We start from the raw sequence: 13,322 nt of genomic DNA on the forward strand, positions 1-13,322 counted from the left end.
AACCTTGGGTCATCATCGCATCACCGCCGGTCAAGGCGGTGAACCATCGATGGCCACGTCCCGTACCCATGGCCGTGAAGACGACGGAGCTGCGAGCGGGGCCGACAGTCACGGTGGCGGAGGCGATTCAGGAGGTGAGCGCCGATCTCGGGCCCTCCTGGGCGGCGACCGTCGCCGCCGTTGACCGGGCCGCCGCCAACTTTCTGGACACCGTGAGTGATCGCCTGCCCGGGCTGCTCGGCGGGCGGGAGCACACAGTGGTCTTCGCCGCGCTGGGCCGGCTGGCCGGCGGCGTCGACGACGCGGCCGGGCGGGCCGCGGCGCTGGCGGTCCTGGCCCGGGCCCACCGCCGCGTCGGCCTGCTGCCGCAGCACGCCGACGTGCTCGGCGACGCACTGCTCGCCGCCGTCGCCCGGGAGAACCGGGCACACTGGACGAGCGCCCTCGCCGCCGACTGGGAGCGCGGGTTCCGGCGGGTGGTCACCGCCGTGCGCCGGGCCGCCGCCCGGGTCGGCGACGGGCCGGCGTGGTGGCCCGCCGAGGTGGTCGCCCGCGACCCGGCCGCCGACGGCGTCGCCGTGCTCACCGTACGCCCGCGGCGACCGCTGCCGTACCGGCCGGGACAGGCAATGCCCGTCTGCACCCCGCGCCGTCCCGGCGTCTGGCGGTGGTACTCCCCGGCGAACGCGCTCCCGCCCCGACGGCACGGTCGAGCTGCACGTGCGCGCCGTCGCCGCCGGCGCCGTCTCCGGCACCCTCGTGGGCGAGGTACGCCCCGGTGAATCGCTCCTGCTCGGCCCGCCCTGCGGGATCAGCCTGCTACTCGACCCCAGTCCCTGGCACGACCTGCTGCTCGTCGCCGGCGGCACCGGGCTCGCGCCGCTGCGCGCCCTCGTCGAGCAGCTCGCCGCCGCCCCGGACGGCCGGCGGGTGACCCTGGTCGCCGGGGCCCGCACCCCGGTCGCCCTGTACGACCGGGCCACCCTGGAGGAGTTGGAGGCCGCCCACGAGTGGCTGACCGTGGTGCCCGCGTACTCCCACGACCCGGCGGCCGGCCCGGCCGAGCAGGGCGACTCGCTCACCGTCGCCCTGCGTCACCACACGGCCGATCAGGAGGTCCACCTGTGCGGGGCCACCGCCCGATGGTGGCCGGGGCGCGGCTGCGGCTGCTCGCCGCCGGGGGTGCCCGCCGACCGCATCCACCTGCCGGACGACTTCCACCGGTGACGGAAACCGCCGCTCCGGCGCCCCGTGCTCAGGCGGGCACGTAGTCGAAGGTGTCCGGGTGCGGGCCCTGTCGGCCCGCCTCGCCCCGGTCAAGGACGGTGATCCGGTCCATCGTCGCGTCGTCCAGCTCGAAGTCGAAGATCTGGAAGTTCTCCGCCATCCGCTCCGGGTTGACCGACTTGGGGAAGACGATGTCGCCGCGCTGCACGTGCCAGCGCAGCACCACCTGGGACACGGTCCGACCGAGCTGCTCGGCGATGTCGATCAGGGTCGGGTCGTCGAGCACCTTACCCTGGGCGATCGGCGACCACGCCTCGGTGAGGATGTTGTGCCTGTGGCCGTACGCGCGCACCTCCTCGTTGCCGAGGTACGGGTGCACCTCGATCTGGTTGACCGCCGGGACCACGTCCGCCTCGGCGGCCAGCCGCTCCAGGTGCGGCACCTGGAAGTTCGACACGCCGATCGAGCGGGCCCGGCCGTCGCGGCGGAACTCCTCCAGCACCTTCCAGGTGGAGACGAAGTCGCCGTCGTAGCGGGTGGGCAGCGGCCAGTGGATCAGGAACAGGTCGATGTGGTCCATCTTCAGCGCCGCCAGCGTGGCGTCGAACGCCCGACGGGCGTCGTCCGGGCGGTGGAAGCTGTTGTTCAGCTTGCTGGTGACGAAGACGTCGTCCCGGTCCAGGCCAGAGTCGCGCACCGCCTGGCCGACCTCGGCCTCGTTGCCGTACATCTCGGCGGTGTCGATGTGCCGGTAGCCGATCTCCAGGGCCCGGCCGACGGCCTCGGCGGTGTCCTGCGGCGGGATCAGGTACACCCCGAAGCCGAGCTGGGGGATGGTGTTGCCGTCGTTGAGCGCAATGTCGGGGACCGTGTTCGCCATCTCGGCAGTCTCTCCCATCGTCAGGGGCCCGTGGGCGCGCGGAGGTCGCGCGACCGGGCCGTGCCACCCGGTTTCCTACCCCAGCCTGTCGGTTTCGCGCGGTCCGGGTCGGGTGATCTCGACAACCGGGCGGCCCGGGGCGCGGGTCAGCCCCAGATGGCGGTGGCCCACTCGGGGTGGTCGACGAACGGGTTGCGGTTGCCCTGCCAGCGTTCGTAGATCCGCTGGTTGCGGCGCTGCTCGAAGGCGTCCGGCGGGTCGGCCCGGTTCCAGGCGAGCAGCACCGACAGCCTGCCCAGGTACGGGGACGTGCCGTTGGAGACGGAGTGGTTCATCTCCAGGTTCGGCCAGCCGTCGTCGCCCTCGTACCGGATCGCCATGTACATGATCATGCGGGCGACGTCGCCCTTGACCGCGTTGCGCGGCTCGAACGAGTCGGCGTCGGTGTAGCAGCCGGGGGCCTCCGGGACGGCGCTGCCACCGGTGTCGAAGTCCTTGTTCCCGCGCGTCGAGTTCACCGAGACGTCCTCGGGGCGCAGGTGGTGCACGTCGGTGCCGGGCCCGGTGGCGGTGCCGAAGTCGCCGTGCGACTTGGCCCAGACGTGCTCGCGGTTCCAGTCGTCCGCGCCGCCGCCGGCGCTGGTCTTGCTCTGCGAGCGGCCGGTGTAGAGCAACAGGACGTTGTTGGCGTTGGCCGGGTCCTGGTCGGTGTCCTTCAACGCCTCCCACACCTGGTCGTAGCTGAGCTTCGTCTGCGTCTTGATGATGGCGTGCAGGGAGCTGCGCAGCGCGGTCCCGGTCTTGCCGATCGCGCTGGCGTAGTACGTCGAGTCGTACGGCCCGCCGCCGGTCGGGCTGGGCGCCGCGGTGGGCGGGGCCGTCGGCGTCGGGCTCGGGGTGCCGCCGCCGAGGCTCATCGTGGTCGGGCTCTTCAGCCCGCCGTGACTGAAGTACGCGGTCAGCGTCCCGGTGGTGGTGATCTGCTTGCCGCGCAGCCCCGGGTTGGTCAGCAGCCCGAAGGTGCTCCGGTACGCGGTCGTCACCTGGACGTAGAGCATTCTGCTCGTGCCGGTCTCGGCGGCGGTGTCGGCGATGGCGATCGCCGTGTCCGCCGTGTAGCCGGAGGTGATCACCGTGGTCGCCGCCGTCGGCTGGCCGATGACGTACCCGGTGACGGTGGCCGTGCGGCCGTCCTGGGCGGCCAGCGCCTGGGCCACGGTCAGCGTGGTCGTCGCCGAAGCGGAGGTGCTCGCCACGACGGGTGCCACCAGTGTGACGACCAGTGCGAACGCCGTGATCAACCGCCCGGACCGCGAGCGGGTGACGCCCTTTGTATCCATGGTCAGCGATGTTAGCGGCGCGGGTGTGAACACCGGGAGAGCGCCGGGGAACTTTACGGGGGTGAAACCACCCGTCCCCGGAGCTGCTGCGCAAGGGCCGCTTCGACGGGGTGCGGGCGCTGTCGGCGGAGGATCTGCCGAACCGCCTGCCGCGATTGAACTCATCGCCCCTGTGCGCCGTACCACTGCGCGAGGATGTGGTGCGGCGGGTCGGCCGCACTGCTGCCGAGCTGCGGGAGGCCTGCCGTGCGAGTTGGTGAGCAGTCGACGGATCCCATCGACCAAGTACTGGGTGAGGTGCCGGTCCCGGCATCCCTGACACCCGAGGACGTCCGGCTCGCGGTCCGGGCGGTGGTGGTGCACACCGCCGAGGAGTGGCCATCGGGGCCGCTGTGCCGCAACGACGGCGCGTCGTACCCCTGCCGCCTGCACCGGTGGGGCCGGCGGGTGCTGGAGGCACACGGCCTCAACGGGCGCCAGATCGACGCCCTGATCCGGCACGGCAACCCGTTCGTGCACGTGCCGTTCCCGTTCACGGCGACCGGCCCGTCGCGCGCCGACCGGCCCGCCGCCCCTGCGGCGCGCACGCAGGCCGGTCGGATGCCGACACCCCCCGGTCGGGTTCCCACACCCCCGGGTCGGGTCCCCAACCCCGTCGGGCGGCCGGTGATCCGGCCCGGCGGTTCCGGCCGGCCGGTGGTGTCCACCACCGCGCCGCGCTGGCCGCGGGCGAGCTGACGGGGGTACGCGGTCCGTCCGCCGGCGCGAGGCCGGAGGGGTCAAAGCGGCGGAGCACCGCCGACGCCGCCGGCCCGGCCGCGGGGTTTCCCCGCGCGGCCGGGCCGGCGCGTCCCGTCCGGTCCCCACCGGTCAGTCGTTGCCGGCGCCGATTCCGCAGTCCGGCGCGGACCAGGAGGTCGTGTTCGGAATCCCGTCGTCGTTGTTCTCCCGGCGGGAGTCGACGTGCACGTGGTCCTCGTGGTCGGGGTAGCCGGGGCCGTAGATGCCGCTGAACCCGTGGTCGCGGGCGTGCAGTGCCACGTCGCACAGGGACGACCCGCTGGGGGCCGCCAGGTCGGCGGCGTTGCCGTAGAGGTGCTGGCTGTTCGACGCGCCCCTGACCTGGCGGTTGCAGACCTCGCTGCGGAAGCCGCTGGTGACGCGCAGCGGCTCGTCGCCGAGGCCGCGCCGCAGCGCCTCCAGCTTCCACATGGCGCGCAGCGCGTTGTCCCTGGTCTTCGCGGACGACAGTGGTCCCCCGCTCCATCCGCCCCGGCCGCAGCCGTCGTCCATCTCGCTGTAGCTGAAGTGCGCGGGCGTGCAGTCGTCGTCCTGAAGCGCGTAGAGCTTCGTGTACGTCTGCGGTCCGGCGATCCCGTCGGCCGGCAGCCCGTACGCGGACTGGAAGCGCCTGACCGCCGCGGCGGTCTTCGGGCCGTAGTTGCCGTCGGTCTCCACGATGTCCCGCCTGCCGGCCCAACCGGCGACCCGGATCTGGAGTTGGCGGACGTCCTCGCCGGAACGGCCCTCGTAGAGATCCCGCGTCCACGTGTAGCAGCCGTCGGCGTGGGCCGCCGGGGCGGCGACCAGCGTGGCCACGGCGGCCCCTGGAAGCGTCAGCGCGAACGCGACGGCGGCCCGTCGCAAGGTTTCGGCACGCACGGAAGTCCTCCCGAAATGAGCGTCGATGGGGTGGGAGCGGGGCATCGACCGGGACGTCCCGTCCGTTCCACGGTCCCATTCCGCCGGCCGTTCGGAGGCAGATAACCGGAATTGTCCTCGCAATTGTTGGTTCCTGAGCATGCGCTGGGAGAAAGCGCCGACCGCGTACCGTTCAATCGCATTCTTCGGGGGCCCGGCACAGTCTTTCCGGCATGGACGGCGCGGCACGGCGGAAACGTGACTTTGTGCCGACGGAGGGTGAGTGCCGGTGGCCGGGCGGCCGGCGGTAACGTCACCCGGGTCGGGGGAGGTGGCTGGTGGCGCGTGGTGGTGTCTTCTGTGTCGAGGGGCAGTGGCACCGTGATCTCCACGAGCGCGGGTCGGTTTTGCCGACCCTGGAACTCCTGGAACGGCTGGGGAAGATCCGGTTCATCCACAAGGACGCGGCGACCCGCGACGAGTTGTTCTACTTTCTCGACCGCTGGCTGCTCAAGCAGTACGCCGACTACCGGGTGGGCTTCTTCGCCATGCACGGCGAACCGAGCCGGCTCTGCCTCACCGACTGGGACTCGGTGGACCTCTCCGACGTCGCCGAGCGGATGGCCGGCCGCTGCGACGGCCGCCGGCTCTACTTCGGTAGCTGCTCGGTGCTGCGCGCGTCCGACGCCGCGCTGCGCGACTTCCTCGACGTGACCGGCGCGGCGCTGATCTGCGGGTTCACCCGGGAGGTCGACTGGGTGGAGTCGGCGGCCTTCGAGACCGTGCTGCTCGACGTGCTCGCCAACGGGCAGCGGCACAACGCCGCCGAGCTGCGGATGGGCTCGGCGCACTGGGCCCCGCTGGGGGCGTACCTGGGCTTCCGGGTGATCTACGCCAACGGGCGGGCCTGGCGGCCCACCGTCCGGCCCGGGGTCCCCGCCCAGCCGACGGCCGGGCGGAGCACCGCCCGTCCCCGCTGACGAAGCTACTGGTAGAAACGGGTATGGCACGCAGCATCGCGAGTAACACCCGGGTCGACCGGGCCGCCCTGATCGAGTTCATCCGTCCCCGGCACCGGGTCCTGCTGATGACCACCCGGTCCGACGGCCGACCCCAGTCCTCCCCGGTCGCCTGCGGGGTGGACCCCGAGGGCCGGCTGGTGATCTCCACGTACCCGGAGCGGGCGAAGGCGCGCAACATCCGGCGGGACCCCCGCGTCTCGGCCTGTGTGCTCTCCGACGACTGGGACGGCCCCTGGGTGCAGGTCGACGGCACCGCCGAGGTGCTCGACCTGCCCGAGGCGCTGGAGCCGCTGGTGGGGTACTTCCGCAGCATCTCCGGCGAGCACCCGGACTGGGACGAGTACCGGGCGGCGATGGCCCGGCAGGGCAAGTCCCTGATCCGGGTCACCATCGACGACTGGGGCCCGATCGCCACCGGCGGCTTCCCGGCCCGCCTCGCCGACTGAGTACGCGCGGCCGGCCCGCCTCGCCGACTGAGCACGCGCGGCCGGCCCGCCTCGCCGACCGAGCACGCGGCCGGGCCGGCGCGCACGGTTCGGGTCGGGGCGCAGCCGGGTCGACCCGCGTGGTGCGGCTCAGTAGCCGGCGGTGAAGCGCATGTTCTCGAAGCGCGGCTGCTCGATTTCGTCGACGACGGCGACGGCCAGGTCCTCGTAGCTCAGCACCGCGCGCCCCCGCTCGTCGGTCACCGGCTCGTCGGTGCCCGTGCGGTAGCGGCCGGTGCGCTCACCGGGGTGGAACTCCAGCGGCGGCGGGGAGACGTACGTCCACCTCACCCCGTTGGCCGCCGAGCGGTACCAGGCCAGGGCGTCGGCCTGGCCCAGCGCGGAGTTTCGGTACTCCTCGGGGAAGTCCGGCTCCTCCAGGAACGGGGTGCCGTTCGGCGTCAGCAGGGTCGCCCCACCGCCGACGTGGATGATCCGGGGTGGGTTCGGCACGTCCCGCAGCACCGTGATGAGGTTCTCCGCTGCGGTCCGCCACAGCGCCCGGTCCTCGCCACCGCCGACGGCGACGACCATGGCGTCCGCGGTCGGGGCCAGCTCCCGCACGCTGCGCGCCGAGGTCACGTCCCCGGTGACCAGGTCAACCCCGGCCGGCAGGTAACTGGTCGCCTCGGGGCGGCGGACCGCCGCGGTCACCCGGTGGCCCCGGTTCACCGCCTCGGCGGTGATCCGCGAACCCGCCGTGCCCCCGGCACCGAACACCACGATGTTGCTCATGGCCCACTGCCTCCGCCTCCCGCTTCGCGCCCGTCGCGCGGCCGTCACCGCCCGACCTCCCGGGCCGGGTCGCTCGCATCCCGGGCCGGGAGTCGCTCGAACCCAGGCTAGGAGCCGACCGAGCCCGGCGGTGCCGTTCCCGCGATTCCGCGTGGTGCCGTTCCCGCGATTCCGCGCGGCCCGCTTCCGCTGATTCCGCGTCGGGCCCGTGCATCGTGCCCGTTTCCGCGCCGTGGCCGGCTCAGTCGATCAGGGCGGAGTAGACGAGCTGGCGTAGCTGGGGGCGCAGCGGGTGGGTGCTCGACGGCATGAGCTGGGTGAACAGCAGGGCGGTGAGTTCCTCCACCGGGTCCACCCAGAACGCCGTGCTGGCCATGCCGCCCCAGTAGTACTCACCGACGCTGCTCGGCACCCGGGACGGGACCGGGTCCTGCACCACGGCGAAGCCGAGGCCGAAGCCGATGCCGTCGAGGACCGTCTCGGCGAAGCCCGTCGGAGAGAACGAGGCCAGGTCGCGGCCGTCGGGCAGGTGGTTGCGGGTCATGAAGCGCACCGTCCGGGGCCCGAGCAGGCGTACGCCGTCCAGTTCCCCGCCACGCAGCAGGAACTGGGTGAACCGGTGGTAGTCCGCGGCGGTGGAGACCAGCCCGCCGCCGCCGGAGAGGAAGTCCGGCTCGGTCAGCGCGAGCCGGCCGAACGCGTCGGCGCGGGTCGCCCGCCCGGTCACGGCGTGCGAGAGGTACAGGGCGGCGAGCCGCTTGGCGTCCGCCTCCTCGACCCACCAGCCGGTGTCGGTCATGCCCAACGGCCGGAAGATCCGCTCGGCGAGGAAATCGTCGAGCCGCCGCCCGGAGACCACCTCGATCAGCCGGCCGAGCACGTCGGTGGAGACCCCGTAGTTCCAGCTCGTGCCGGGCTGGAACAGCAGCGGCAGCCCGGCCAGCCCCCGGCTGGCGGCGGCCAGGTCGGCCCCGATGGGCACGCCGAGGTCGAAGCCCGCCGCCCGGTACAGGCCGTCGACGACGGAGACCTGGGCGAAGCCGTACGTCAGGCCGGACATGTGGGTCAGCAGGTGCCAGATCCGGATCGGCTCGACCGCCGGCACCGTGTACGGCTTCGTCAGCGGGCCCTTGTCGTAGACCCGGACGTCGGCGAACTCGGGCAGCCAGCGGTGGACCGGGTCGGTGAGCTCGAACCGGCCCTCCTCCCACAGCATCATCGCCGCGACGGAGGTGACCGGCTTGGTCATCGAGTAGATGCGCCAGAGGGTGTCCGGTTCGACGGGGAGGCCGGCTTCCCGGTCGCGCATCCCGTAGCTGGAGGAGTGGGCGATCTCGCCCCGGCGGGTTACGACGATCTGCCAGCCAGCGAGCCGACCGTCGTCGACGTACCTGCCGAAGTGCTCGTCGATCCGCGCCAGCCGGGCGGGATCGAAGCCGATGCGGTCGGGTTCGGTGCTGAGTGCCACGCTCACTCGCCGAACGTACTAGCCGGTACGCGGTGCGCGGAAGACGTCGGTGGGCCACCGCTAGGCTGGCCGGGTGCCGGAGCCGACCGAGGACGCGACCTTCCGCCACGACGACTGGTACGCCGAGGACCTGGCCGACCGGCACTTCGTGCGCTGCGAGTTCTTTCACGTCGACCTGACCGAGGCGGTCAGCCGGGGCGCGGTCTTCACCGAGTGCGTCTTCGGCAACGTGGCGTTCAACGCCTCCCGGCACGCAGACTCGGCCTTCACTCGCTGCGTCTTCAAGCGGTGCAACCTGTTCGAGGCCGAGTTCACCGGCTGCAAGCTGGTCGGCAGCAGCTTCGAGCAGTGCGGCCTGCGTCCGCTGCGGGTCGTGGGCGGCGACTGGTCGTTCGTGGCGCTACCTGGTGCCGACCTGCGTGGGGTGTGCCTCACCGACGTGCGGATGCGCGAGGTGGATCTGACCGGCGCGGATCTGACGGACGCGACGGTCACCGGCGTCGACCTCTCCGGTGCGCTGTTGCACGGCTCCCTGCTGTCCCGCGCCGACCTGCGCGGCAGCGACCTGTCGGCGCTCGACCCGACCGTGGTGCAGCGCGCCGGCGCGCTGATCGACACCGAGCAGGCGATGCAGTTGGCCCGGGCCCTCGGCTTCCAGGTCGGCTGACCGGCGGCTCAACCGACCCCGACCCGGTTCGTGGATTTCGCCGCTTTCGCGCTCAACGTGACCTCCAGTACGCTCAGCGCAGCCGGCGGCGCCTCACCGCCTCGGCACGTCGCGGTGTGCCCTGCCCTGCCGGGGTTGCGCCGCGACGTCGGCGCCCGCCCGGCTGACCCCGCCGACGTTCCCGCGCCCGTCCGGTGAGCCGGCCCGTGGCGCGTTGCCCGATCGCCGGTGAGCTGGTCGTGCGCGGATTCCTGCCGGGCGGTAACGAAGTGGAAACGCCGGACGGGGCACCCTGGCGTCCGGCCTGGGGTGGTGTCAACGTGATACGGCTCACGCTGGTGAGCGGCGGCCGCCGGGACCGGAACACCGGGTGGGGAGGGGAGGCCACGTGGCGCAGGAAGACCTCACTCGGGGCATCGGCCCTGGTAAACGGGGGCCGGTCGGGCCGCTGCGCCGTGCCGAGGAGTTGGCCGATGGTCGGACCCGCTTGGAGCAGCGCCGGATGGCCCGCGCCCGGCAGCGTCGGCGGTGGGCGGTCGAGGGGCTGACGGTGTTCGCCTGCCTCGTCGCGTTCGGGACGTACATCGGTACAGAGGGCGACCCGGCCACCGGGCCGGACGAAGTGCTGCCCGCGCCCGCCGGGCGGCCCAGCGGCGGGTTCCCGGTGGCGGACCGGCCGGGCTTGCCCGCCGACGCGGCCACGCCCGGCCTGCGTCCCCGCCAGCGGACCCCGACCCCGTCGCCGTCGGTGCGGAGCCCGACTGCGCCGCAGCCGCCGGTGTTCCATCTCGACATCGCCCAGGCCGACGTACCGGCCGACGTCGACCTGACCGCGGCGGGCACCCGGGACTGGGTCCACTGGGGACTGCGCGGCGCCGGCTCGACGGTGCGCAAGCGCGACGGTTCGGGGGAGATCCTGGACGAGGGCGGCCACGGCGACCGGGTCGGCCACGATGTCAGCCCGGAGACGTTCAGCTGGCGCGACGGTGCGCCCGTGTCGTCGGCCACGTCGACCACGACCGGCGTCTCCGCCTGCGGCGTCGGCAGCGGCTTCACGCTCGCCGTCGACGGTGACGGCGAGGCCCGCACCCTGCGCCTCTACGCCGGCTTGTGGATGGCCCGCGCCCGGCTGGAGGCGCGGCTGTCCACCGGCGGCGCGGCGACGGTCCGCCGGCTGGAGGACCCGCACACCACCCACACCGCCGAGTTCACCGTGCGGTACCGGGCTGCCAAGGGGGCGAAGCTGCTGCTCACCTGGACCGTCGAGGCCACCTTCGGCGGCTGCGGCAACGTGAACCTCCAGGCGGTGGCGTTGCGCTGAGCGGGGCCGGCCGGCGCTCGGGGTGCGCCCGCCGCCCCGTGGACGGGCGCCGGGGGCGGGCCGGGCCGGGCCTACCCGCCGGTCGGGACAGTTTGTCCGTCGTGCCGCCTCCGGCCGGTCGTAGGTTCTCCGCTGACCCGGTCCATCCGTCCCCTGTGGAGGTTTGTCCGATGAGCAGCACCACCACCCGTACCGTCCGTCCCGCCGTCTCCCCCGGTGCCGGCGAGGATTCCGGGGAGGGGCTCCGGGACATCCCGCTGCCGCCGTACGTCACGGGGGAGGACGCCCAGTTCGCGGTCCGGGCGGTCGTCGTGCACGCGCCCCGGCGCTGGTCCGGCGGGACGGTCTGCCGCAACGACGCCAACCCGCACCCCTGTCGGCTGCACCGCTGGGGGCGGCGGGTGCTCGCCCTGCGGGGCCTGCGGGCCGCCGAGATCGACCTGCTGATCGAGCGGGGCGACCCGGCCGCCACGGTCCACCCGCCGCACCGCCTCGATGCCTGACGCGCCCACCGGGATGCCCGGTGGCCCGGGCCCCTTCCTCCGCACCCGGAAGGGGTCCGGGCCGGTCCGACAGGTGGCAGCCTCCGCCCAGGAGCACCCCATCCACCCGGGCGGGCACGGGGCTCCGGCACCACGCTCACGCGCTGATGCTGCCATGGAGGATTCTGCCGGGAAACCCCGCCGGGCGAAGGTTTGTGCCGGATCCGGGCCGGCGGGTGCGCTCGTGGCACCGCTTGTCGTGCCTTCTCGCATCGCCCATGGCTTCAGCGTAGGGGGCATCCGGGCAGCTCGGAGCAGGTTCCGGCGTAGGGCTGGGTCGAAGCCGGTCTATTTGACGGATGCAATCTGAGCGGGCACGGTGGGGGAAGGGGTCCGCGTGAAGTGGCCCCGTTCCGCCGGGTGAGGGCCCTGCCGTCACCCGAGCTGCCCCGTGTGATCGTCTGCGGGCTGAGTCCGGTCTGCGCCGACCGCGAACCGAGAATCCACGAGGAGTGCGCCATGCTGACCATGACCGACAACGCCATACTGGTGATCCGCGACCTGGCCGCTCAGGAGGACGTCGCCGAGGGCGGCGGCCTGCGCATCGCCGCCGACGCCGACGCCGGCTCCCTCACCATCGAGCTGGTGCCCCAGCCGGTCCAGGGCGACCAGGTGGTGGACCACCAGGGCGCCCGGATCTTCCTCGACTCCGACGCCGCCGACCTGCTCACCGACACCTCGGTCGACGCCACCGTCGACGACGAGGGCATCGTGCAGTTCGGCTTCACCGAGCAGCAGTAGCCAACCTCGCCGGGCGCCGTAATCATCCCGCTCAGCCGGCTCGCGCCGCGACGCTCAGCCGGCTCGCCCCGCCTCGCCGTCCCAACGCGGCCGGGCGGGCCGGCCGCGTTCCGGCCCCGCCTGCCATCCGGCACCGCGGCGCTCGCCGCCGTGCCGCGCCCCGTCCCGGCGCTCCCCGAGCGGCCATCCACCGGGCCGGTGTCCCCGGGCCGGCTGTTTCCCGGCCTCGTCCTGGCCGGCCGGCTGCTGGAGCTGGCGCAGCACGTGCGCAAGGTGGTGCGAGGTGCTCCAGGCCGCCCAGTTCGTCGTCGAGCCGGCCCCGGCTACCCGCCGGGCCCGGCGCAGGATCTCGTGGTCGCCCCAGGAGAAGGATGCGCCGTCTGTTGGCCAGTGCGCCGCCGAGACCAGCGTCCGGCACAGGTCGGCCACCCGCTCGTCGCCCCGGCCGCCCCGGCGGGACCAGCGGTAGAGCCACCACGCGCTGTCGGTCGTGTAGCGGACGGTGGGCAGCCGGTCCCCGGCCGCATCCCCGCCGGGCACCGCGCAGCCGACCGCGTAGTCGCCGTACCGGACGCCGAGGTCGGCCAGCCGTCGCCAGAGCAGCCAGTCCCAGCGTTCCAGGCGGACCGGCTCGTCGGTCGGATATCCGGACAGTGTCGGCGGCAGCCCGCCGGCGGCCACCGTCACCGCCCGCCAGGCGTGCCGCCGTGCCCAGCCCACCAGCCGCCGGACGCGCGGCTCAGCCAGCCGGACGTCCGCCGGGCAGCAGACGTCCCCGGCGTCGACGAGGAGTTCGCACTGCTCCGGGACGAGCCGGGTGAGCCGCCAGATCCGTTCCACCGCGGCCGTCGTCGCATCCGGGCCCGCCCGGTCGCTGCCGGCCCGCAGCCGCACCACCAGCCGCCCGGCGTACACCCGGGCCGCCAGGCCGTGCGCGGCCAGCCGCGTGTCGCTGTCCGCGAGCCCGGCCACCGGCACCAGGGGTACGTTCCACCGCGCCAGTTCGGTGTCGGCCCCGTCGGGCAGCGCGGTCACGTCGACCGCCGGCAGCAACCCGGGCGGAAGGCGGGCGATCGACTCCGCGACGGCATCGTCCACCATGGACACGTCGAGCACGGGAGCGAGCCTGGCCGCCGCCGAACTGTCCAGGTGGCGGAGCGCCTCGAGCTCGCCCCGGCGGCAGGCGAGGATGGGGTGGTAGACCGGCACCGCCGCCCGGCCCACGTGGGCGGGCACCATACTTCAATGTAGCC

Annotated in this window: 15 protein-coding genes; 9 read left to right on the forward strand and 6 right to left on the reverse strand. The window is 73.6% G+C overall.

Annotation, left to right across the window (positions count from 1 at the left end; genetic code table 11):
- The first annotated feature begins 134 nt into the window (after nt 1-134).
- Entirely contained in the window at nt 135-782 is a 648-nt protein-coding gene (locus MCAG_RS35080; protein WP_232290241.1) for a globin domain-containing protein, read from the forward strand.
- Entirely contained in the window at nt 721-1,227 is a 507-nt protein-coding gene (locus MCAG_RS35085) for a hypothetical protein (protein WP_232290242.1), read from the forward strand. The genes MCAG_RS35080 and MCAG_RS35085 overlap by 62 nt, the downstream gene beginning before the upstream one ends.
- Nucleotides 1,228-1,255: 28 nt before the next feature.
- Here MCAG_RS35085 and MCAG_RS21070 read toward each other — a convergent pair whose 3' ends face one another.
- Together MCAG_RS21070 and MCAG_RS21075 are read right to left on the reverse strand one after the other, a co-directional pair.
- A complete protein-coding gene (locus tag MCAG_RS21070; protein WP_007075007.1) occupies nt 1,256-2,107 on the reverse strand; it encodes an aldo/keto reductase in 852 nt (283 codons plus the stop codon).
- Between the two features lie 146 nt (nt 2,108-2,253).
- Complete coding sequence (locus MCAG_RS21075) at nt 2,254-3,447, reverse strand: endonuclease (protein ID WP_036374543.1); 1,194 nt, start codon at nt 3,445-3,447, stop codon at nt 2,254-2,256.
- A gap of 246 nt (nt 3,448-3,693) precedes the next feature.
- On the opposite strand from MCAG_RS21075, the gene MCAG_RS21080 reads away from it, so the two are divergent.
- The gene (locus MCAG_RS21080; protein ID WP_036374546.1) at nt 3,694-4,185 is read left to right on the forward strand and encodes a hypothetical protein; all 492 of its coding nucleotides are present in this window, start codon (nt 3,694-3,696) and stop codon (nt 4,183-4,185) included.
- Nucleotides 4,186-4,317: 132 nt separating this feature from the next.
- Here MCAG_RS21080 and MCAG_RS21085 read toward each other — a convergent pair whose 3' ends face one another.
- Nucleotides 4,318-5,109: a D-Ala-D-Ala carboxypeptidase family metallohydrolase gene (locus MCAG_RS21085; protein WP_036374549.1), complete on the reverse strand. Its 792-nt coding sequence runs from the start codon at nt 5,107-5,109 to the stop codon at nt 4,318-4,320.
- A gap of 317 nt (nt 5,110-5,426) precedes the next feature.
- On the opposite strand from MCAG_RS21085, the gene MCAG_RS21090 reads away from it, so the two are divergent.
- Together MCAG_RS21090 and MCAG_RS21095 are read left to right on the forward strand one after the other, a co-directional pair.
- Entirely contained in the window at nt 5,427-6,068 is a 642-nt protein-coding gene (locus MCAG_RS21090) for a DUF6642 family protein (RefSeq protein WP_036374551.1), read from the forward strand.
- Between the two features lie 23 nt (nt 6,069-6,091).
- Nucleotides 6,092-6,556, forward strand: a complete 465-nt coding sequence (locus MCAG_RS21095) for a PPOX class F420-dependent oxidoreductase (RefSeq protein WP_007075011.1) — start codon at nt 6,092-6,094, stop codon at nt 6,554-6,556.
- Nucleotides 6,557-6,685: 129 nt separating this feature from the next.
- Here the strand turns inward: MCAG_RS21095 and MCAG_RS21100 are convergent, their stop codons facing one another.
- On the reverse strand, nt 6,686-7,330 hold the full coding sequence (locus MCAG_RS21100) for an NAD(P)-dependent oxidoreductase (RefSeq protein WP_007075012.1): 645 nt from the start codon (nt 7,328-7,330) through the stop codon (nt 6,686-6,688).
- Nucleotides 7,331-7,571: 241 nt separating this feature from the next.
- Nucleotides 7,572-8,804, reverse strand: a complete 1,233-nt coding sequence (locus MCAG_RS21105) for a serine hydrolase (protein WP_036374554.1) — start codon at nt 8,802-8,804, stop codon at nt 7,572-7,574.
- Nucleotides 8,805-8,871: 67 nt separating this feature from the next.
- Between MCAG_RS21105 and MCAG_RS21110 the strand changes: the two genes are divergently transcribed.
- The 4 genes from MCAG_RS21110 to MCAG_RS21125 all read left to right on the forward strand — a co-directional run bounded on the left by MCAG_RS21110 (nt 8,872) and on the right by MCAG_RS21125 (nt 12,069).
- Complete coding sequence (locus MCAG_RS21110) at nt 8,872-9,465, forward strand: pentapeptide repeat-containing protein (protein WP_007075014.1); 594 nt, start codon at nt 8,872-8,874, stop codon at nt 9,463-9,465.
- A gap of 388 nt (nt 9,466-9,853) precedes the next feature.
- The gene (locus tag MCAG_RS21115) at nt 9,854-10,786 is read left to right on the forward strand and encodes a hypothetical protein (RefSeq protein WP_232290243.1); all 933 of its coding nucleotides are present in this window, start codon (nt 9,854-9,856) and stop codon (nt 10,784-10,786) included.
- Between the two features lie 170 nt (nt 10,787-10,956).
- Nucleotides 10,957-11,289, forward strand: a complete 333-nt coding sequence (locus tag MCAG_RS21120; protein WP_036374558.1) for a hypothetical protein — start codon at nt 10,957-10,959, stop codon at nt 11,287-11,289.
- 498 nt (nt 11,290-11,787) lie between these two features.
- Nucleotides 11,788-12,069, forward strand: coding sequence for an adhesin (locus MCAG_RS21125; RefSeq protein ID WP_007075017.1), 282 nt, complete (start codon nt 11,788-11,790; stop codon nt 12,067-12,069).
- A gap of 54 nt (nt 12,070-12,123) precedes the next feature.
- Here MCAG_RS21125 and MCAG_RS21130 read toward each other — a convergent pair whose 3' ends face one another.
- The gene (locus MCAG_RS21130; RefSeq protein WP_007075018.1) at nt 12,124-13,308 is read right to left on the reverse strand and encodes a beta family protein; all 1,185 of its coding nucleotides are present in this window, start codon (nt 13,306-13,308) and stop codon (nt 12,124-12,126) included.
- Between the last annotated feature and the right edge of the window lie 14 nt (nt 13,309-13,322).

It is taken from the genome of Micromonospora sp. ATCC 39149, assembly GCF_000158815.1.
GTDB lineage: Bacteria > Actinomycetota > Actinomycetes > Mycobacteriales > Micromonosporaceae > Micromonospora.

Bases quoted from the DNA above. Each gene is read 5' to 3' on its own strand.
- MCAG_RS21070 (WP_007075007.1), bottom strand. From the start codon at position 2,107: ATGGCGAACACGGTCCCCGACATTGCGCTCAACGACGGCAACACCATC.
- MCAG_RS21075 (WP_036374543.1), bottom strand. From the start codon at position 3,447: ATGGATACAAAGGGCGTCACCCGCTCGCGGTCCGGGCGGTTGATCACG.
- MCAG_RS21095 (WP_007075011.1), top strand. From the start codon at position 6,092: ATGGCACGCAGCATCGCGAGTAACACCCGGGTCGACCGGGCCGCCCTG.
- MCAG_RS21100 (WP_007075012.1), bottom strand. From the start codon at position 7,330: ATGAGCAACATCGTGGTGTTCGGTGCCGGGGGCACGGCGGGTTCGCGG.
- MCAG_RS21120 (WP_036374558.1), top strand. From the start codon at position 10,957: ATGAGCAGCACCACCACCCGTACCGTCCGTCCCGCCGTCTCCCCCGGT.
- MCAG_RS21125 (WP_007075017.1), top strand. From the start codon at position 11,788: ATGCTGACCATGACCGACAACGCCATACTGGTGATCCGCGACCTGGCC.
- MCAG_RS21130 (WP_007075018.1), bottom strand. From the start codon at position 13,308: ATGGTGCCCGCCCACGTGGGCCGGGCGGCGGTGCCGGTCTACCACCCC.